General features: G+C 67.6%; 18 protein-coding genes and 1 pseudogene. 10 read left to right on the top strand and 9 right to left on the bottom strand.

Annotation, left to right across the window (positions count from 1 at the left end):
* Window positions 1-155 precede the first annotated feature (155 nt).
* The gene (locus ACTWQI_RS06345; protein WP_443268230.1) at window positions 156-1,127 is read left to right on the top strand and encodes an ROK family protein; all 972 of its coding nucleotides are present in this window, start codon (window positions 156-158) and stop codon (window positions 1,125-1,127) included.
* 188 nt (window positions 1,128-1,315) lie between these two features.
* The gene (locus ACTWQI_RS06340; RefSeq protein WP_443268228.1) at window positions 1,316-2,020 is read left to right on the top strand and encodes a ribonuclease H family protein; all 705 of its coding nucleotides are present in this window, start codon (window positions 1,316-1,318) and stop codon (window positions 2,018-2,020) included.
* A gap of 189 nt (window positions 2,021-2,209) precedes the next feature.
* Here the strand turns inward: ACTWQI_RS06340 and ACTWQI_RS06335 are convergent, their stop codons facing one another.
* Window positions 2,210-3,382, bottom strand: coding sequence for a S1 family peptidase (locus ACTWQI_RS06335; protein ID WP_443268227.1), 1,173 nt, complete (start codon window positions 3,380-3,382; stop codon window positions 2,210-2,212).
* A gap of 492 nt (window positions 3,383-3,874) precedes the next feature.
* Between ACTWQI_RS06335 and ACTWQI_RS06330 the strand changes: the two genes are divergently transcribed.
* Complete coding sequence (locus ACTWQI_RS06330) at window positions 3,875-5,569, top strand: lysyl oxidase family protein (protein ID WP_443268225.1); 1,695 nt, start codon at window positions 3,875-3,877, stop codon at window positions 5,567-5,569.
* Window positions 5,570-5,738: 169 nt separating this feature from the next.
* Here the strand turns inward: ACTWQI_RS06330 and ACTWQI_RS06325 are convergent, their stop codons facing one another.
* Window positions 5,739-5,942, bottom strand: a complete 204-nt coding sequence (locus tag ACTWQI_RS06325) for a peptidoglycan-binding domain-containing protein (protein WP_443268223.1) — start codon at window positions 5,940-5,942, stop codon at window positions 5,739-5,741.
* Here ACTWQI_RS06325 and ACTWQI_RS06320 point away from each other — a divergent pair.
* Window positions 5,941-6,216: a hypothetical protein gene (locus ACTWQI_RS06320; protein WP_443268221.1), complete on the top strand. Its 276-nt coding sequence runs from the start codon at window positions 5,941-5,943 to the stop codon at window positions 6,214-6,216. The two genes, ACTWQI_RS06325 and ACTWQI_RS06320, sit on opposite strands and share 2 nt — an antisense overlap.
* A gap of 1,005 nt (window positions 6,217-7,221) precedes the next feature.
* Complete coding sequence (locus tag ACTWQI_RS06315) at window positions 7,222-8,343, top strand: M20 family metallopeptidase (RefSeq protein WP_443268658.1); 1,122 nt, start codon at window positions 7,222-7,224, stop codon at window positions 8,341-8,343.
* Between the two features lie 291 nt (window positions 8,344-8,634).
* Here the strand turns inward: ACTWQI_RS06315 and ACTWQI_RS06310 are convergent, their stop codons facing one another.
* The gene (locus ACTWQI_RS06310; RefSeq protein ID WP_443268219.1) at window positions 8,635-9,255 is read right to left on the bottom strand and encodes an RICIN domain-containing protein; all 621 of its coding nucleotides are present in this window, start codon (window positions 9,253-9,255) and stop codon (window positions 8,635-8,637) included.
* A gap of 117 nt (window positions 9,256-9,372) precedes the next feature.
* Here ACTWQI_RS06310 and ACTWQI_RS06305 point away from each other — a divergent pair, with 117 nt between their 5' ends.
* Complete coding sequence (locus tag ACTWQI_RS06305; RefSeq protein ID WP_443268217.1) at window positions 9,373-9,867, top strand: DUF3515 family protein; 495 nt, start codon at window positions 9,373-9,375, stop codon at window positions 9,865-9,867.
* 251 nt (window positions 9,868-10,118) lie between these two features.
* Complete coding sequence (locus ACTWQI_RS06300; RefSeq protein ID WP_443268216.1) at window positions 10,119-11,045, top strand: hypothetical protein; 927 nt, start codon at window positions 10,119-10,121, stop codon at window positions 11,043-11,045.
* A 142-nt stretch (window positions 11,046-11,187) separates the two neighbouring features.
* On the opposite strand, the pseudogene ACTWQI_RS06295 reads toward ACTWQI_RS06300, so the two are convergent.
* Window positions 11,188-11,352, bottom strand: a pseudogene (locus ACTWQI_RS06295) (GntR family transcriptional regulator); the annotation flags it as partial.
* Between the two features lie 221 nt (window positions 11,353-11,573).
* On the opposite strand from ACTWQI_RS06295, the gene ACTWQI_RS06290 reads away from it, so the two are divergent.
* The gene (locus ACTWQI_RS06290; RefSeq protein WP_443268214.1) at window positions 11,574-12,473 is read left to right on the top strand and encodes a bifunctional helix-turn-helix transcriptional regulator/GNAT family N-acetyltransferase; all 900 of its coding nucleotides are present in this window, start codon (window positions 11,574-11,576) and stop codon (window positions 12,471-12,473) included.
* Window positions 12,474-12,828: 355 nt separating this feature from the next.
* Here the strand turns inward: ACTWQI_RS06290 and ACTWQI_RS06285 are convergent, their stop codons facing one another.
* The gene (locus ACTWQI_RS06285) at window positions 12,829-13,302 is read right to left on the bottom strand and encodes a carboxymuconolactone decarboxylase family protein (RefSeq protein ID WP_443268212.1); all 474 of its coding nucleotides are present in this window, start codon (window positions 13,300-13,302) and stop codon (window positions 12,829-12,831) included.
* A 27-nt stretch (window positions 13,303-13,329) separates the two neighbouring features.
* Window positions 13,330-13,803 (bottom strand): hypothetical protein, encoded by a 474-nt coding sequence (locus tag ACTWQI_RS06280; RefSeq protein WP_443268210.1) that lies wholly within the window; start codon window positions 13,801-13,803, stop codon window positions 13,330-13,332.
* 321 nt (window positions 13,804-14,124) lie between these two features.
* Here ACTWQI_RS06280 and ACTWQI_RS06275 point away from each other — a divergent pair, with 321 nt between their 5' ends.
* Together ACTWQI_RS06275 and ACTWQI_RS06270 are read left to right on the top strand one after the other, a co-directional pair.
* Window positions 14,125-14,352, top strand: coding sequence for a hypothetical protein (locus ACTWQI_RS06275; protein ID WP_443268209.1), 228 nt, complete (start codon window positions 14,125-14,127; stop codon window positions 14,350-14,352).
* The gene (locus ACTWQI_RS06270; protein WP_443268207.1) at window positions 14,349-14,561 is read left to right on the top strand and encodes a LexA family protein; all 213 of its coding nucleotides are present in this window, start codon (window positions 14,349-14,351) and stop codon (window positions 14,559-14,561) included. The genes ACTWQI_RS06275 and ACTWQI_RS06270 overlap by 4 nt, the downstream gene beginning before the upstream one ends.
* Before the next feature lie 111 nt (window positions 14,562-14,672).
* Here the strand turns inward: ACTWQI_RS06270 and ACTWQI_RS06265 are convergent, their stop codons facing one another.
* From ACTWQI_RS06265 to ACTWQI_RS06255, 3 genes are all read right to left on the bottom strand, one after another.
* Window positions 14,673-15,419 (bottom strand): class I SAM-dependent methyltransferase, encoded by a 747-nt coding sequence (locus tag ACTWQI_RS06265; RefSeq protein ID WP_443268206.1) that lies wholly within the window; start codon window positions 15,417-15,419, stop codon window positions 14,673-14,675.
* 213 nt (window positions 15,420-15,632) lie between these two features.
* Window positions 15,633-16,040 carry a DUF2178 domain-containing protein gene (locus tag ACTWQI_RS06260; RefSeq protein WP_443268205.1) on the bottom strand — a complete coding sequence of 136 codons (408 nt, stop codon included), beginning with the start codon at window positions 16,038-16,040 and terminating at the stop codon, window positions 15,633-15,635.
* Window positions 16,030-16,221 (bottom strand): helix-turn-helix transcriptional regulator, encoded by a 192-nt coding sequence (locus ACTWQI_RS06255; protein WP_443268203.1) that lies wholly within the window; start codon window positions 16,219-16,221, stop codon window positions 16,030-16,032. The genes ACTWQI_RS06260 and ACTWQI_RS06255 overlap by 11 nt, the downstream gene beginning before the upstream one ends.
* Window positions 16,222-16,346: the final 125 nt, after the last annotated feature.

The raw sequence follows: 16,346 nt of genomic DNA, 5'->3' as shown, positions 1-16,346 counted from the left end.
GCGCCCGCTGCCGACCGCGATCGCACCCGTTCCCGGTGGCGCGGCCATCCGCCGGCTGCCGGGGCCCTCCGGACATCGCATACGACCCGACCAGGCTCGGCTGCTCCCTCTCCTCCACGATGACCGGGCCGTAGGCGGGGCACGAGGCAGCGAACATGCGCACTCCCGAACGCGGTCGCGTAGCGGTTCTCTACACCCCGGACCCGACGGCCGGTTACGCCCTCGGCATCGACATCGGCCGCAGCTGGCTGCGCGTGGCCCTCGCCGATCTCGACGGCACGGTGGTCGCGCGCGCCGATGTGCGCAACAAGGCGCGCACATCCGGTGCGATGGCCGATCTCGTCGTCGCCACGTCCCATCAGGTCGTTGCCGACTCCGGCGTGGAGGCGGAGAAGGTCGCTCATGCGGTGGTCGGCACACCGGGTGTGTACGACGAGGAGCAGCGGCGGGTGCGGTACGCCCTGCATCTGCCCGGCTGGGGCCGCGCCGGACTCTTCGACCGGATGCGCGACGAGCTGGGCGTCCCCCTCGCAGTCCACAACGACGCAAATCTCGCCGCGCTCGGCGAGTACACCTTCGGCGTCGGCTCCGGCAGCAGGCTCTTCGTGTACGTGATGATCGGCACCGGCCTCGGCATGGGTGTGGTCAGCGAGGGCCGGCTGTTCACGGGGGCGCACGGGGGCGCCGGCGAGATCGGCTTCCTGCCGTGGCCGGGGCGGCAGAAACCGGACACTCTGGAGGATGCGGTGTCCGGCCTGGCCGTCGTGGAGGCCGCGAGGTCGCTCGGCATGGAGGGCCCGCTCACCGCCAAGGCAGTCTTCGAGGCAGCGCGTTCCGGAAATCCCACTGCCGGCAAGGCCGTTCGGCTCGAGGGCGAGCGCCTGGCACACACCGTCGCGGCCGTCGCCGCCGTCCTCGACCCCGACCTCGTGGTGCTCGGCGGCGGTGTGGGGCACAGCGCGGATCTGCTGCTGCGGACCGTACGGGACACGCTGCGCACGCTGACTCCGCTGCGTCCGAAGATCGCTCCGAGCGCACTCGGGGAGGACGCGGTGCTGCTCGGGGCGGTGGCGACCGCACTGGGCGCGGCGCGGGACATGGTTTTCGAGCGACGCTCGGCCCCGTAACACCCGTCGCCCACCTCCCCGCCCTGTCCCGGCGCCTGACCGGCGCGGTGCGGGCCCGCCCACTCCACGCGTACCGTGCCTGCCTGTGGCCAACGGTGTCCCGCCGAGCGCCGGCCCGTCACGGTTCTGTGGGGCGCTGCGTGCCATGGCGGCCTTCAGGGGTGGTGGAGTGGTGGGAGAATCGGGGGATGGTGGAGCGGATCATTGCTGCGTGTGACGGGGCGTCGAAAGGAAATCCGGGGCCTGCTGCCTGGGCGTGGGTCATCGCGGATGCTGCGGGCGAGGTGGGGCGGTGGGAGGCCGGTCCGCTGGGGCGGGCGACGAACAATGTGGCTGAGCTGACCGCGCTGCAGCGGTTGTTGGAAGCCGTCGATCCTGCCGTGCCGGTGGAGGTGCGGATGGATTCCCAGTACGCGATGAAGGCGGTCACGACCTGGCTGCCCGGATGGCGCAAGAAGGGCTGGAAGACTGCTGCGGGTGCGCCGGTGGCCAACCGGGATCTGGTGGTGCGTATCGACGAGCTGTTGGCCGGCCGGACGGTGGAGTTCGTCTACACCCCGGCGCACCAGGTCGATGGTGACCCTCTCAACGCGGCCGCGGACCAGGCGGCCAGCCACACGGCCCGCACGCAGCAGGCTGCCGGCACCTCCCTGGGATCGGCGCTGCCGCCGCCGGAGGCCGGACCACGGCCCGGTGCCGCACAGCGCGGGGGCAAGCCTGGTACGCGGACGGCTCAGCCGGGGAGAACCGCACGTTCTGGGGGCTCGGTCAAGGCGAAGTTTCCCGGCCGGTGCCGCTGCGGCCGGCCGTATGCGAAGGGCGAGACGATCGCGAAGAACCCCGACGGCTGGGGCCACCCGTCCTGCATCACCGCGGCCGCCCCGGCCGGGTAGGAGAGCGCTGCTTCCACCGTCGTCGGCACACTGCATCCGGGCCACCTAGGCAGCACGCTTCTGCGTAGATGCGGCAGTGCTCCTCCGTGCCAAGGAGATGCGCGTCAGGCTCCGCCTCGGTCCCCCTTCCCGTACGGGAGGACCGGGGCGGGGCGCGGGACAGGGGATCGGCCCGGGCCTGAGCTGGCGTCAGGCGGTATGCAGCCTGAGGCCGTACACCGAGAGGATCTCGTTCACCGGCTGGAACCAGGTCTGTCCGCCGGTGCTGCAGTTGCCCCAGCCGCCGGAGGTGACGCCCTGCGCCTGGTCGCCCGTGATGAAGGAGCCTCCCGAGTCACCCGGCTGGGCGCAGACGCTGGTCTTGGTCATCTGGTGGACGGCGCCCTGGCTGTAGTTGACCGTCTCGTTCTTGGCCAGCACCGTGCCGCAGTGCCAGTGCGTCGTGGATCCCGAGCGGCAGATGGAGGAGCCGATGGGAGCTTCGGCCGAGCCTCGTACCAGCTGGTCGGGCACCGTGCCCCAGCCCAGCACCACGGGGACGGTCCACCAGCCGTGGCCGATGCTCACATGCGCGTAGTCGTTGCCCGGGAAGGACGAGCCCCGGAACTGGCCCATGAGGGAGCCGTCCCAGCCCCGCACCGAGGCTCCCGGCTGCCCGCAGTGCCCGGCAGTGACGAAGCCGCCGTGCACGGAGAAGCCGATGGAGCAGCGCACATTGCCCGTGTAGTAGGGGTCGCCGCCAACCGTGCCGGCCGCGAAGGTCTCGGGTGCCTCACCGACGGCACGGCGCACGGTGACAGGCCCCGCGTCCCGCGCGTCCGAGAGGAACTCCCGTACATCGGCGTCCCGTTCCGCGCCCTTGACCACATTGACGACCACGCTGCCGGATCTGGGATCCGGATGCCAGCTGCTCACTCCGTCCGGGGCGCCCTCGTCGGCCGCCTGGGCGTCAAGGGCGGCCTTCGCGGCGTTGAGTTCCTTCGCGCTGTGCTCGACCCGCTGCGGCACCGCGCCGGTCTCGCGTACGGCGGCGGCCCCGCCCTCGTCGGTGACTCCGACGACGAGCCGCCCGCTTCCGGCGTCGAACCACGCTCCGCCGAAGGCGTCGCCGGCAGCGCGCTTCGCCTTCGGCTCGATCCGCGCCGCCGCAGTCTCCTGCCGCAGCCGGCTCCGCGCCTCTCTCTCAGTCAGCCCGAGGCCGTCCTGGAGTGCGGTCAGCAGTCCGGGCGAGAGGTCGGGTGCGGCCGGGGCGGACGGCGGCACGGACGCCGAGGCGGCGGACGGGGCGAGCCCGGCACCTGTCCAGGTGGCGAGTGTGATGAGCGCGGAAAGGCCCACACCAACACATATCTTGCGTCGCATGGCAGTTCCCCTCTGTCGTGTTCCGTCGAAGTGGGGTGGAACAGTGGGGACATGAGAGCGCTCTCAGGTCTTGTCGACCGAGGGTAGAGCCCGCTTGAAAGTCATGTCCATACCAATGACGTCACGCCGGTTCCACTGCAGGCGTCCCTGCCCGCGTCCTCTCGGGGACTCATGGCACGTCACCTGGAGCGGCCGGCTCATGTCTGGGATCCGAGCGGGCACCCCGCCGCCACCGTTCCTCCGGCCCTTACCACACCCGAGAAGCCAGCGTGGTGGAAACAGCGCTATGACGACTTGATCCGGCATTGGCGACATGTTTTCGGCCGACGATCCGCGACGTGCGCCTCCACGGGCAACCCATGGTGCCGTTAACCCCTTTTAAGAGACAGGGGACAGTTTTGCGATCAGACCCCGTCGCGGCTCACCCGGCCCGATCGCCGTTCCGTGCGCCGCTGTTCATCCGTGTCCCATCAAGCACTCGGAAAACGAGGAATGATGTCCAGATCCCACGGGGCCCGTCTATGGCGTCCGGTGATCGCCGTCGCCGCGGCGATCGCCGTTCCCGCCGGCGTCGCCGCCGCCGCACCCGACGCCGAAAACGCCTCGCCGAGGCCGAAGCTCAGCCTCATCGCCGCCTCCACGTCGGTGACTCTCGACTCGTGGAAGGAATCTCCCGGCGTCTTCCTCGACCTCGGAACGTACGTCACCGCCGAGAACGGGCCCCTCGAAATCAAGGTGACCCGCAAGTCCTACAAGGACCCGGTGGTCGCCACGCAGATCATCCGCGAGGGGAAGAAGACCCGGAACGTGACACTTCCCAAGGGCCTGGTGAAGGACTTCTCCGGGCTGCCGGGCTTCGCCACGATCACCATCACCGACGCGGCCGGCAAGACCGTGCTGACCAAGTCTGAGGCCTTCTGTCCGAACAACGCGTCCGGTCGGGTACGCCCCGACGCTCCGGCCAGGTCGAAGTACCCGGAGGGCTGCCCCGTGAACCCCTTTACGCTCGGCTCGGTGTGGGGTGTCGAGAAGGGCTGGGCGTCCAACACGTACTCGGGCTACGCCTCCGCCCCGGTCATGCTGCCGGCCGGGCAGTACACCGCCAAAGTGTCCGTGGCGAAGCGCTACCGTAACGTGTTCGGCATCGCGGACAAACCCCAGACGATCAAGGTGACCGTACGCGAGCGCAGCGCTGAGGAAGGCGCGGGTGCGTCGGCCATCGCGCGGCACGGGTCCCACGCGTCCGGGCATTCCGGTCACGGCGCCATGCGCATGCCGGCACCCGCCGCTGTGACGAGCGGTGCTGGTCCCTCGTACAACGTGGGCCACGGGCCCTACCCCCCGGCACCGCCCGCCCTGCCGTGGGCACTCAAGAAGGCCGGCCTCAAGGCGGCGGAGGTGGGTGACGGGGTCGGGCAGACCGACGGTTCACGGAAGGCTCCGGCCGTGAAGCCCAACGCGAAGCGGCCGACCGGCAAGGCGACCGTGCCGAACGTGCCCAAGCCCGACCTCCGTTCGTTGCCGGCCTACGGCATCACCATCAGTGACGGAGAGGACGACATCCCGGGGAAGGACTATCTGGCCTTCAGCGCCAATGTGTGGAACGCAGGCCCCGCACAGCTGGTGGTGGACGGCTTCCGCTCGCCCGGCAAGAAGCTGATGGACGCCTACCAGTACTTCTACGACGCCAAGGGGAAGCAGGTCGGCTACACACCGACCGGCACCATGGAGTGGGACCCGCGCCCTGGGCACGAGCACTGGCACTTCACCGACTTCGCCAGCTACCGGCTTCTCAAGGCCGACCAGAAAGAGGTTGTACGCAGCGGCAAGGAGGCCTTCTGCCTGGCCAACACCGACGCCGTCGACTACACGGTGAAGAACGCCAACTGGCACCCGGACAACACCGACCTGTCCACCGCGTGCGGCCAGGAGAACTCGATCTCCGTCCGGGAAGTGCTCGATGTCGGCTCCGGCGACACCTACACCCAGGACCTTCCCGGCCAGTCCTTCGACATCACCGATGTGCCGAACGGCACCTACTACATTCAGGTGCTGGCCAACCCCGAGAAGCGGCTCAAGGAGACGAACGTCAACAACAACAGTGCGCTGCGCAAGATCGTCCTGGGTGGTCAGCCGGGCGCTCGTACCGTGGATGTACCTGCCCATGAGCTGGTCAACGCCAACTGACGTCCGTTGATCGGAACTGCCCTGACGCCCCTGACCGTCGCCGCATAGAACGAGGGGCCCGACCGCGGTCGGGCCCCTCGTCGTCGTCAAGCTGCGGATGCGACAGTCGGGTGCTCCCAGGGAGTCGGCCGATCCGTGGCGGCCACAGCGCATGCGGCCACCGGTCGGGCTACGGCTCGGTCGTGTGGCTCTCCAGGTGGCGGCGGGTGTTCCGGCCGTAGACGCCTCTGGGGTCGCCCTCGATGCCGTTGAGCAACTGGTACTCGGTCACCGCCCGCGTCACCTCGGCGTCGTACGTGCCGTCCTCCTCGACGTTGTAGAGCAGGGACTGATTCAGTCGCTGCTGCAGTTCGAGGACGTCCGGGCCGCGCATGCCCTCGCGCAGCACCCGCGGCTGGGCGGCGGAGGCATGGGCCTTCGACGGCTTGGAGACAGCCCCCGTGACGCCGGTCGCAGAAGGCTTCGGCGCCGCCGCGCGGGATGCGCTCGCCGAGGCGCCGGCGGCCGGGCTCCGTTCCGTGCCGACGCTGGGACTCGCGGTCGCCGACTTGACGGCTGCCGACGGGGTCGAGGAGTCCGTACGGCTGGGCAACGACCCCGACCGCGTCGTCGGGCGACGGTCCGAGAGCGCTCGGTCCTCGTCCTGATCACCGCCGAGAAGCCCGGTCGCAAGCACCCCGCACACGGCGATCACGGCGACGCTCGCGCCCGCGACGGCCGCGATGCGGCGGCGCCGCCGGGCGGGAGCGGCAGAAGTCGGGCCGTTGGGCGGCCAGCACGCGTATCCGTTGAGAACCGGACCAGGGCCCTTGGGCTCTGTCCCGGGATCCGCCTCGTCCGCGAGATCTGGAGGGTCGGCCAACGGCCGCGTGAGCGCCGTCTCACCATCTCCCGGCACATCTCGCGCAGCGGGTACCTTGTGTGTCGCGCTCACGGAGTCGGATCTGTCGGACGTGTCCTCGCCTCTTTCAGGACGGTGCTCAGGTGCCACTGTGTGTCCCCTCCCTCTGTTGGCAGCGATTATGCAGGTGCTATTTCGGCCACGACAGAGACCCCGTCTTTTTGAGTTCCCCTTGGTGCCTCCCCGGTGGTGCATATTCGAAGGAATTTCCCTAATACCGGCTATAGCGGACCACTCGAGGAGGCTGCCTACGAGGCCCGGGCACTGGTCCACTGCTCCCGACACGTGCGCTCCCGCCACGACCGGAGGAAAGCGGTCGGCTGAAAAGCGCCCCACGCACGGTGGGGACGTTGGGCTGGTCAGTGCTTCGACTGAGCTCCACTCGCCGTCGGAGCAGGCCTGCTGCGTCGCGCGCTCCCACCGCTGCTGTGAGGATGATTCGAATCGGTTACGCGGATCATCACTTTCACCGTAGTCCTGCCCGTGACCTTAGCCGTTTACCTCTTCTTCAGACATTGAGCCCTTTCCAACCTGCTGGCGGATCAGGCTTGTTGGAGAGGGCTCAATGCCCTGCCATAAACGTCTCGGCCTCGTACCCGCCGCGTTGAAGCGGGTACGAGGCCGAGACGTTGGCTGTTCGCGTCAGATACCAACCTGACCAAGCCCTACTAGAGCCTGAGCAAGAAACGATGACCTGGGCAGGTGAAACTCCATTCCGTCACGGCGTACCAAGTACCCTTGCAGCGTGACGATGCATAAGACCGTCGATGTGAGTGTTGACGCGATGATCGAGGACCTCAGGACACTCGTCGAAATCGAGTCTCCATCGCGCGATCTCGACGCCTTGATGGCATCGGCCAAAGCTGTCGCCGCTGTCATCGAGAGCCGCCTTGGCGGGCAGGCCATCCTCGTTGAGAGTGAAGCCGGGCCGCACGTCCACTGGTCAGCTGGTGGCGATCCCAAAGTACTGATCCTCGGTCACCATGACACGGTGTTTCCGCTCGGCACCCTCGAACGCCGCCCGTTCATGGTCGAAGACGGGCATGCAACCGGCCCCGGGGTCTTTGACATGCTTGGCGGTTTGGTACAGGCCGTTCATGGCCTGGCGACGCTCGATGACCGGTCAGGCGTCGAGATCCTGATGACCGCCGACGAAGAGGTCGGCTCCCGCTCCTCTCGAGCGCTCATCGAAGAACGAGCCATGGCCTGCGGCGCTGTACTTGTGCTCGAGGGCGCTGCTGATGGCGGAGCCCTGAAGACCGGCCGTAAGGGCTGCGGCACGTTCCAAGTCTCCATCGCGGGCCGGGCGTCGCACGCAGGCCTTGAGCCCGCAGCCGGGGTCAACGCCCTGATCGAAGCATCACACCAAGTTCTAGATATCGCAGCGCTTGGTCGACCCGACATTGGCACGACTGTTACCCCGACTGTCGCGTCCGCAGGAACCCTGGACAACGTCGTTCCCGCAGCGGCGACCGTCATCGTCGACGTCCGGGTCGAGTCGGCCGACGAGAACGAACGAATCGAATCTGCGTTCGCAGCACTGGCTCCACATCTCGATGAGGCGGAGATCGCGGTTCAGGGAGCTATCAGCCGACCCCCGATGCCTGAGTCGGCGTCGGCCGAGCTCTTTGTGGTGGCAAAGCAACTGCTTCCTGACCTCGAGGGCAAGACAGTCGGCGGCGGAAGCGACGGCAACTTCACGGCCGCGCTGGGGGTGCCAACACTCGATGGCCTTGGAGCAGTCGGGGGCGGTGCCCACGCCGACCACGAGTACCTGGTGATCGAAGCCATGGCCGAGCGGGCGAACCTTGTTGCTGGACTGGTGAACGCAATTCAGAACACACAGGAGAACGAGAGCAGGCGCGGCCTGTGAGCGATCACGCGAGGTCGCGATTTGCGATCAGCGAGATTCGCGTTCGGTGATCGGGCCCGCTGCCGGCGGTGCGCTTAGCGGCGGCTCCTTTCGGGGTCGGTGGCTGCGATCTCGAGACCGTTGTGCTCGCGGAGCCGCCAGGAGGGGCCGCGGACGCTCCACGGGCTCGGCCACCTCGCGGTCGAGGGGAGGCACACCACCGTTACGAGATCGGCCCGTTCGTGGTGACGTTCGTGCCCAGCGTGCACGCCAAGCTCTTGGCCGGGGTCAAGGTGCTGAGTGGCGGCCAGATCACCTGCGAACACCTGGGCGAGCTGCGACCCGCGGCTCGCTGTGGTGAACCCGACGGGGCTGTTCTTCCACCCCCTGTCCGACGGCGGCGTGCGCTCGAAGGGCAGTGCGCTCCTGCTTGATCCGCTTGGAGTTGGACTCACCGGCCTTCGTGATCGTCAGAGCCTGGCCCGACTTCGACGTCTCAGCCGTGATCACCAGACCCGAACCCGCGTACTTGCTGTAGATCTTGTTGCCGCCCAGCGCCCACTGCTGCTGCTTCGATCCGTTGCACTTGTACAGCTTCACCTTCGTCCCGGACTTCTTGGACGCAACGCCCAGACAATTCCCGGACTTCTTGTTCTTGATGGTGGTGATGCCGTCGGCCGTCTTGTACTTCAGCGTCCATATCTGCGTCGTGGACTTCATGCTGCACCGGGCGATCTTCGCCACCGCGCCGGACTTCGTGCTGTCACCCATCGTGATGTACACGCCCTTGCCCGGCTTGGTGCCCCACACCTTCACCAGGTGCGTGTTGGCGTACGGGTCGGCCTGCGCTCCGGCCTGCGCCGGGGCGACACCCGCACCCACGGCCGCCAGCGCAGCACCGGCCACCACCAGAGTGCTCATCGCCTTACGCATCAACATCATCCCTCTCGTCATCCGAGCACGCCCGGTCGGGCGTGACCCTCACCAACACCAGTCAGAACCGCTCGCGTAACGTGCGGCGTGAATTGACGGGGCATTCAGGGGTTGAACATGAAGAGGCCGACCAGGCGCCAAAAGGCCGCCATCGCACTCACGGCCGGCGCGCTCGCCCTCGCAGCCGTTCTGGCCGTACGCGAGGTGAACAGCCCGGCCTTCGGCCTTCAGGCCGCCCCGCACGCCGCCTCACCCGCCTGCCAGGAACTGGCCCGCGGCTACGTCGACCAGATCGATGGACGCGATCGGGAGAACCTGAACGTCACCGGCGCAACCATGTGGGGCGGCGGCCAGATCATCTGGCGCTGCGGGCTCATCCCGATCCAGCCGACTCCTGACCCGTGCGTCAACGTCAACGGCGTCGACTGGGTCCTTCAGCTCGCCAAGTCACGCGGCGACCGCCGGACCCTGATCACCTACGGCCGCACCCCGGCTGTCGAGGTCACCGTCTCCAAGGACATCACCGCCATCGACGGCGTCTTCGTCGACATCGCGAAGATGGCCAGGCCGCTGCCGAAGTACACCAAGTGTCTGGACCAGTACGGGCGTTGACGGCGGCCGAGCCGCAGGGTGAGCGGATGGCTTCCCCCAGAGGGATCTTCCAAGTCGATGCGCTGCAGAACCTCTTGACCGACCTCTAGGCCTCGCCGGTCGCTGTCGACCGTTGGGAGCGGGTGGAGCCGTGGGCCGTAGCCCGGGTCTGGCTCCAAAGTGCTGCCGCACTTCCGCGCTCCGTCGTCGTCAAGTGGATACCGGACGGACAACGCGAGGCGCGCACTGCCCCATGGCGGCTGCGTACCGAGTTGGCTGCGCTCCAGTTCCTCAACGAGGATCTCGGGATCGATCTCACTCCTGGCGTCATTGCCGCCGACACGACTGCCCGATTCCTCGTCCTGGAAGACCTCGCGCCCCGCGTCCCCCTGGACCAGCTGCTTCGACGGGACGGAGCAGCAGCGCACGGCGACCGACTGGTCGCGTTCGCCCACGCCCGCGGTGCGCTGAGCGCGGTCACCGCAGGGCGGGCCGAGACCTACTACGCCCGCCGGGCCGAGCTGGGGCCGGTTGACGCTGCGACAGACCAGGCAGAAAGGCTCGCCCCTCTCCGGAAGGGAGCGATCGAGCACGCCTCTGCCCTCGGGGTACCCCTCGACGGCCGGGCTGCCCACGAACTCACCGCAGCTATAGATGAGTTAGCTGCTCCAGGCCCCTTCTTCGCCCTGAGTAACGGGGACGCGGAAGCCAACAACATCCTGCTCCACGCCTCCGGCCCGGCCGATGCCCGCCTCATCGACTTCGAATTCGCCCGGTACACCCACGCCCTGACTGATGCCGTGTGCCTGTATGTGCCGGGCCCGGCCTGGCTGACGGTGGGCGATCCGACGACCACAGGCCTGGCCGACCAGTACCGCCGCACCCTGGCCCGCGGCATCCCGGAGGCCGAGGACGACCGGCGGTACGGAGACGGCCTCGCTGCGGCCTGCCTGTCCTGGGTGCTGGTTCGTCTGCAGCGATTCACCCTGCTCGACACCCGCTCACCAGGCGACCACAGCCGACTCCAGCTCATCGTGACACTGGAAGCCGCCGCCCACACCGCCGAGACCTACAGGACCCTGCCCCACCTCACCGCCTGGATCCGCCGCATCGCGGTCGTGCTGCGCCGCCGCTGGCCCGACGCGGACCAGGACTTCGCCGACTCGGCGAGGTACCCGCCCTACCGGGCCCGGCACTGACCCCGAGCGTCCCTTCGCAGCTCGACCCCGCGACCGAATGACCGGCATCGAGCAACCAGTTGCTGCCGAACCTTTTTGCTGGGATTGCATCCAAGTGGGGAACGCGAGTGCCCATGGGGATTTTCACAGATCCTCATCAGTCCTCGGGCAGCACGACAAGTGTGCTGGCCGTAAGGTCGTACGGCTCCCAACTCGTCGATAGCTGCACAGGCTTGCCGTCGGCTAACAAGTCATATGCCGTACGGACAGAGAGGTCGCTCTCGGCGATGCCGAGACTCGCAGCGATGTCCGCACGGGCCGGAACCTCGGGATGGATGCTCGGCATTGTGCGCGGCGGCTGGTTCGGCGGTGCTTGCCCATGCCCTCGATGCAGAGAACGCCATCATGGGCGTGCTGTAGCCGCCTCCTCCGCGGTTCCGCTGAAACGGAGTACACGCTGTCCCGTCTCATCGAACTTTGACCAACATCTCAACGAGGGTTGACGCCTACCTCTGGAGCCACACTAGATTCTCTGACTAGAGTCAGAGAATGGATGTGACGCAGATCGACCAGGTGCGGCAGTTCAACCGCACTGTCACCGAACGCGTGGGCGTGCTCCACGACCACTACCTGGGCCGCGACCGGCCCATCGGCGAGGCCCGGCTGCTGTGGGAGATCGGCGAGCAGGGCCAGGACGTACGGCGGCTGCGCGAGCGTCTCGGGCTCGACTCCGGGTACGTCAGCCGGCTGCTCCGCTCCCTGGAGACGGACGGCCTGGTGACGGTGGAGCCGCAACCCCGGGACAGACGGGTGCGCGCCGTCCGGCTCACCGACGCGGGCCGCGCGGAGCGCGCCGTGCTCGATGGCCGCAGCGACGAGCTGGCCAGCTCCCTCCTGGAGCCGCTCAACACCGCCCAACGCGCCCGGCTGGTCGCCGCCATGGCCGAGGTCGACCGCTTGCTGACCGCCGCAACGGTCTCGCTGGACGCTGTCGACCCGGACCACCCCGACGCCGAGCACTGCCTGCGGTCATACTTCACCGAGCTGCAGGAGCGCTTCGAAACCGGCTTCGACCCCGCGCAGAGCCTGCTGCCCGACGCAGGCGAGCTCCGGCCGCCGCACGGCCTGTTCCTGGTCGCCCGGCTGCACGGCGAGCCCATCGGCTGCGCAGGTCTGAAGCTACCGCCCGGCGCCCCAGCCGAGATCAAACGCATGTGGATCGCACCCCATGCCCGGCGCCTCGGCCTCGGCCGCCGGTTCCTGGCTGAGCTGGAGGCGCGGGCCGCCCGGCACGGCTGCGACGTACTGCGCCTGGACACCAACAAGGCTCTCAGCGCCGCGATCGGCCTGTACCATTCCTGCGGCTTCGAGGAGGTCGCCCCCTTCAACGACGAGCCGTACGCCCACCACTGGTTCGAGAAGCGGATCCCCAAACCGTCGTCGGAGTGAGGGTTCCGGCACGCTGCGCATAGGGTCCCGTCTCACCAGACCTTGGCCAACGCCTCAACGAAGACTGACTGCCCAGAACCGCGGTCCGCGCACTGACCACTAGCGGCCCCAATCAAAGTTGGGTGAGATCGGTCAACCTTCGGTGAGACGGGACTGTCCTGTGCCATCGAGTGTTGAGCGTGTGCCATCGAAGCTTGAGTGAGGGTCGGTTGAACTGTGCTAGCCAGGCCGACTTGCTGGATCAGTCGGACCGCCGGGCGGGCCAGAACAACACCCCGGGCCCCGGCGTGGGGCGCCCGGGGCGTGTGATGCTGCAGCCGCGGGGGCATCAGCAGTCCCGGCCAGGCACTCCTGGTTATGCGAACTGGCCGGGCTGGTAGTCGCCGGCGGGCTGCTGGATGATGACGTTCGCCCGGTTGAAGGCGTTGATGAGGGCGATCCCGCACACCAGGGCGGCCAGCTGCTCCTCGTCGTAGTGCTTGGCAGCGTTCGCCCAGGCCTCGTCCGTGACCCCACCGGCCGCATCCGCGATGCGGGTGCCCTGCTCCGTCAGCTCCAGCGCGGCCCGCTCGGCCTCGGTGAAGACCGTGGCCTCCCGCCATGCCGCGACCAGGTTGAGACGTACCGAGGTCTCACCGGCGGCGGCGGCGTCCTTGCTGTGCATGTCGGTGCAGAAGCCGCACCCATTGATCTGACTGGCGCGGAGCTTCACCAGCTCCTGCGTCGCGGTCGGCAGCGTCGAGTCCTCGAGCACCTTGTCTGCCGCAATGATGTGCTTGAAGACCTTGCCGACGGTCGGACTGCTGAAGGCGTCCAAACGGGCACTCATGGTGATCTCCTCTGCCGTTGTCGGTGCTTACACACTTACGACGGCACAGCTCGGCAGGATGTGACATGAACGCCTGTGACCTGCGTCTCCCCTCCCGCACCGTCCCCCCTCCCGCACCGCAGCAGGGACCACCACGACGACGTTCAGGTCCGCTGCCGAGACGTCGCCTGCCTGGGCGTAGGTGTTCTGGAACTCGACTCGGGCGGCATCCGTGTCGCCATTCGCATCCGGAGCAGCCCCTTTGCGCAGGGCATGGAGGTCCTCCATCATCAGCATCCGATACAGGCGGGCACTGGAGTTCAAGGCGACATAGGTGTCGCGTCGTCGTTCCAGGTTCTGCTGAGCCTCTTCGAGGCGTCGTGTGGCCTGATCGGCACGTTGCTGGAGCTCGAACTCCTGGCGGCGAGCGCGCGAGCCCACCCATGCAGTGGTGATCGGAGCCAGCAGAGTGCCGGCTACCCCGACCACCGCAACCAGCAGTGCTATGACCCCTGTATTCATTGTTCCCCCGAGATGGCTTCGTCCTCATCGCCAACCCTGGCCCTTGGCCTCGGCGGCAACAAGTCTGCTGGCGCAACACTCACCACGCGCCGGTACCTGCGACGTGACCTTCACTCAAACTTCGGTGAGATCGGTCAGGATCAGTGAGACCGGACACCGAGCATCCCCAGTCACTCAACGTTCGGTGGCACGAACCTGGTGGTCACCAACTTTCAGTGACAACGATCAAACTCTGATGACACAGGACAGGCACACACACCACCCGGACGGGGTGAGTCTGGGGGCGTGCGCAAGAAATCGAACATGTGCTCTACTGCGGTCATGGTGCGAACCCCCATTCCCCACGACCTGGTGCAGATTCAGCGCGCCTGGCATGGCACGTACCGCGCTCTCGCCGAGAGCCCGTCCAACAGCGCGGCTCTGCGCCGCCGCCTGCAGGTGCTGTCCTCGCGTATCGCTTCGCATCCCTTCTGGAAGAGCGCACCGCCAGCGGTCCGGGTGGAGCTGCGCCGCCAGGCCCGCGCACATGACGTCGCCGATACACCATGAGCCAGCCCCTCACCGAGCGGCAGGAGCGCATTCTCCGATGCATCACGGAGTGGATAGCCGAGCACGGCGAAGGGCCCACACTCCGAGAGATCGGCCAGTGCGTCGGCCTGTCGAGCACGTCGTCGGTGGCGTATCAGCTCGGCAGACTGGAGCAGCTTGGAGCGATCAAGCGCAGCGGGCGGCGCTGGCGTTCCTGTCGCCTCTGCTGACTGCGTTGTTCAACGCCCCTTCGGGCTACTCCCTCGCGAGGATCCGAGGGTTGGCAGTTAGTGCCCCAGGTGGCTCTGATAGCGGTTCGTGGGGTCTGGCGCAGATGAGCGTCAGCGGCGTCGGCGGGCAACGGTGATGATCTCTGGGCTGGTGTCTGACAACGGGCTGCGATCCCAGTCCCCGAACTGCTCCGCGACAACCATGCCTGCATCCGCCAGGAACCCCGACAGCGCGTTCGGGCTGAGGAAGCGCAGTGTGCTTCGGCTCTGTTGCGGCCTGTCCCATCCGGGGCTGGTGTAGGTGTGCGTGAACGAGACGAGGTCGCCCTGCACCGGCGCGTCGACCTCGCACGCGCAGTGCACCACCGCGCCCGTGGAGTCCACCACCTCGCCCGAGTACCGTAAGTGCCAGTCCTCCCACTCCCGCACCAGGGGATTGCGGGTCTCGAACACGAAGCTGCCCTCGTCGGTCAGCGCCGCGGCGATCGCCGTCAGCGCGACGCGCAGCTCATCATCGCCGAGGAACACCTGGAACGCGTGGCCGGTCATCACCACCAGGTCGAACTCACGGTCCCAGCCCGGTACCGCGGCCAGGTCACCGAGGATCCACTCAATGTCCGGGCGTGCTCCCGCCACTTCCAGCATCCCGACGGCTGGGTCCAGGCCGCACAGCCGGCCGGTGTGGCCGTCCTCCCGTGCCCTGCGCAACAGCGCGCCCGTCCCGCACCCGACGTCCAGCACGGACCGCGCGGACATCACCGGGGGCAGGTAGAACGTGAAGTCCCCGCGTGCATCCCAAGGGCAGTAAAGGTCGTACAGCGCGGCGAGCCGGGAATCGGAGAACAGCTTGTCGACCACGGTCCGTCAGCCTGCCAGGGCCCTCCCATGGACGGCGACGGCATTTTGCGGTGCCTTTCTCGCCGGGACCCAGGCTCTGGCACGAGGCATGACTACGGATCGTCACGCGAGCAGAACATGCTTCCGGAGGAGCGGGAATCCGGCGCGGCCGAACGACGACCCGCAATCGGGACTACCGGAGCATGAACGACGCCCGCTGCTGGGATGCGGGAGTCAACAACGGCGAGAGAAGAACACGGTGGAGAGGATGTAGGTGGCGCCGAGCACAGCACCCAGCAGATCCCAGGGATGACCGCTGTGCCCGCGAATCAATTCGATCACGAAACCGGCCAGGAGCACCAACCCGAGAACGTGCAGCGTGAACGCAGAAGCACGCTGGCTGATGGCCTGACGACGCTCGTCAGTGGCCTCGCCGCGAAGCAGAGCGATAGCCTCCGACCGGCGAGAGGCCACGACGAGGAAGAGTGTATAGGCGGCCATGATCACAAAGCCAGCGGCTGCCATTCCAGGGTCATTCCGGGCTAGGAAGATCGCCACATAGCCAACGCCGATTAACAGACCCATGGCCGGGACGGCCCAGCGCTGGCCTCGGGTGGCCTCGGGCTTCTGCTCAATCGACATGAAAGATCTCCTCCACCGTCGTACCGAAGTAACGGGCCATGCGGATCGCCAGGCGCAGTGAGGGGTCATAGCGGCTTTGCTCGATGGCGTTGATCGTCTGCCGGGAAACGCCGAGCGCCTGCCCCAGCTCCTGCTGAGAGAGTGCCTTGACCATGCGCAGCTCACGTACGTCGTTCCGCATGCATGGAAAGTATGCTTTACATCCGGACGGTGTCAAGCATGCTTTACATCAGGCGCCAGACGCGCACGCTGTGATCGGCCACAGCCTCGATTGGTCTCCATCAATCAGGTTCTGAACACGCCCTA

This window comes from Streptomyces sp. KR80 (genome assembly GCF_052245555.1).
Lineage (GTDB): Bacteria > Actinomycetota > Actinomycetes > Streptomycetales > Streptomycetaceae > Streptomyces.
Note: the sequence above shows the minus strand (reverse complement) of the source record. Positions and strands in the feature narration are given on the sequence as shown.

What these genes read in the sequence shown, in the direction of transcription:
- ACTWQI_RS06305 (WP_443268217.1), top strand. Translation starts at nt 9,373, where the DNA reads ATGAAGAGGCCGACCAGGCGCCAAAAGGCCGCCATCGCACTCACGGCC.
- ACTWQI_RS06335 (WP_443268227.1), bottom strand. Translation starts at nt 3,382, where the DNA reads ATGCGACGCAAGATATGTGTTGGTGTGGGCCTTTCCGCGCTCATCACA.
- ACTWQI_RS06260 (WP_443268205.1), bottom strand. Translation starts at nt 16,040, where the DNA reads ATGTCGATTGAGCAGAAGCCCGAGGCCACCCGAGGCCAGCGCTGGGCC.
- ACTWQI_RS06310 (WP_443268219.1), bottom strand. Translation starts at nt 9,255, where the DNA reads ATGCGTAAGGCGATGAGCACTCTGGTGGTGGCCGGTGCTGCGCTGGCG.
- ACTWQI_RS06275 (WP_443268209.1), top strand. Translation starts at nt 14,125, where the DNA reads ATGGTGCGAACCCCCATTCCCCACGACCTGGTGCAGATTCAGCGCGCC.
- ACTWQI_RS06270 (WP_443268207.1), top strand. Translation starts at nt 14,349, where the DNA reads ATGAGCCAGCCCCTCACCGAGCGGCAGGAGCGCATTCTCCGATGCATC.
- ACTWQI_RS06315 (WP_443268658.1), top strand. Translation starts at nt 7,222, where the DNA reads ATGCATAAGACCGTCGATGTGAGTGTTGACGCGATGATCGAGGACCTC.
- ACTWQI_RS06255 (WP_443268203.1), bottom strand. Translation starts at nt 16,221, where the DNA reads ATGCGGAACGACGTACGTGAGCTGCGCATGGTCAAGGCACTCTCTCAG.
- ACTWQI_RS06285 (WP_443268212.1), bottom strand. Translation starts at nt 13,302, where the DNA reads ATGAGTGCCCGTTTGGACGCCTTCAGCAGTCCGACCGTCGGCAAGGTC.
- ACTWQI_RS06345 (WP_443268230.1), top strand. Translation starts at nt 156, where the DNA reads ATGCGCACTCCCGAACGCGGTCGCGTAGCGGTTCTCTACACCCCGGAC.
- ACTWQI_RS06340 (WP_443268228.1), top strand. Translation starts at nt 1,316, where the DNA reads ATGGTGGAGCGGATCATTGCTGCGTGTGACGGGGCGTCGAAAGGAAAT.
- ACTWQI_RS06320 (WP_443268221.1), top strand. Translation starts at nt 5,941, where the DNA reads ATGCCCTCGCGCAGCACCCGCGGCTGGGCGGCGGAGGCATGGGCCTTC.
- ACTWQI_RS06280 (WP_443268210.1), bottom strand. Translation starts at nt 13,803, where the DNA reads ATGAATACAGGGGTCATAGCACTGCTGGTTGCGGTGGTCGGGGTAGCC.
- ACTWQI_RS06290 (WP_443268214.1), top strand. Translation starts at nt 11,574, where the DNA reads ATGGATGTGACGCAGATCGACCAGGTGCGGCAGTTCAACCGCACTGTC.
- ACTWQI_RS06325 (WP_443268223.1), bottom strand. Translation starts at nt 5,942, where the DNA reads ATGCGCGGCCCGGACGTCCTCGAACTGCAGCAGCGACTGAATCAGTCC.
- ACTWQI_RS06330 (WP_443268225.1), top strand. Translation starts at nt 3,875, where the DNA reads ATGATGTCCAGATCCCACGGGGCCCGTCTATGGCGTCCGGTGATCGCC.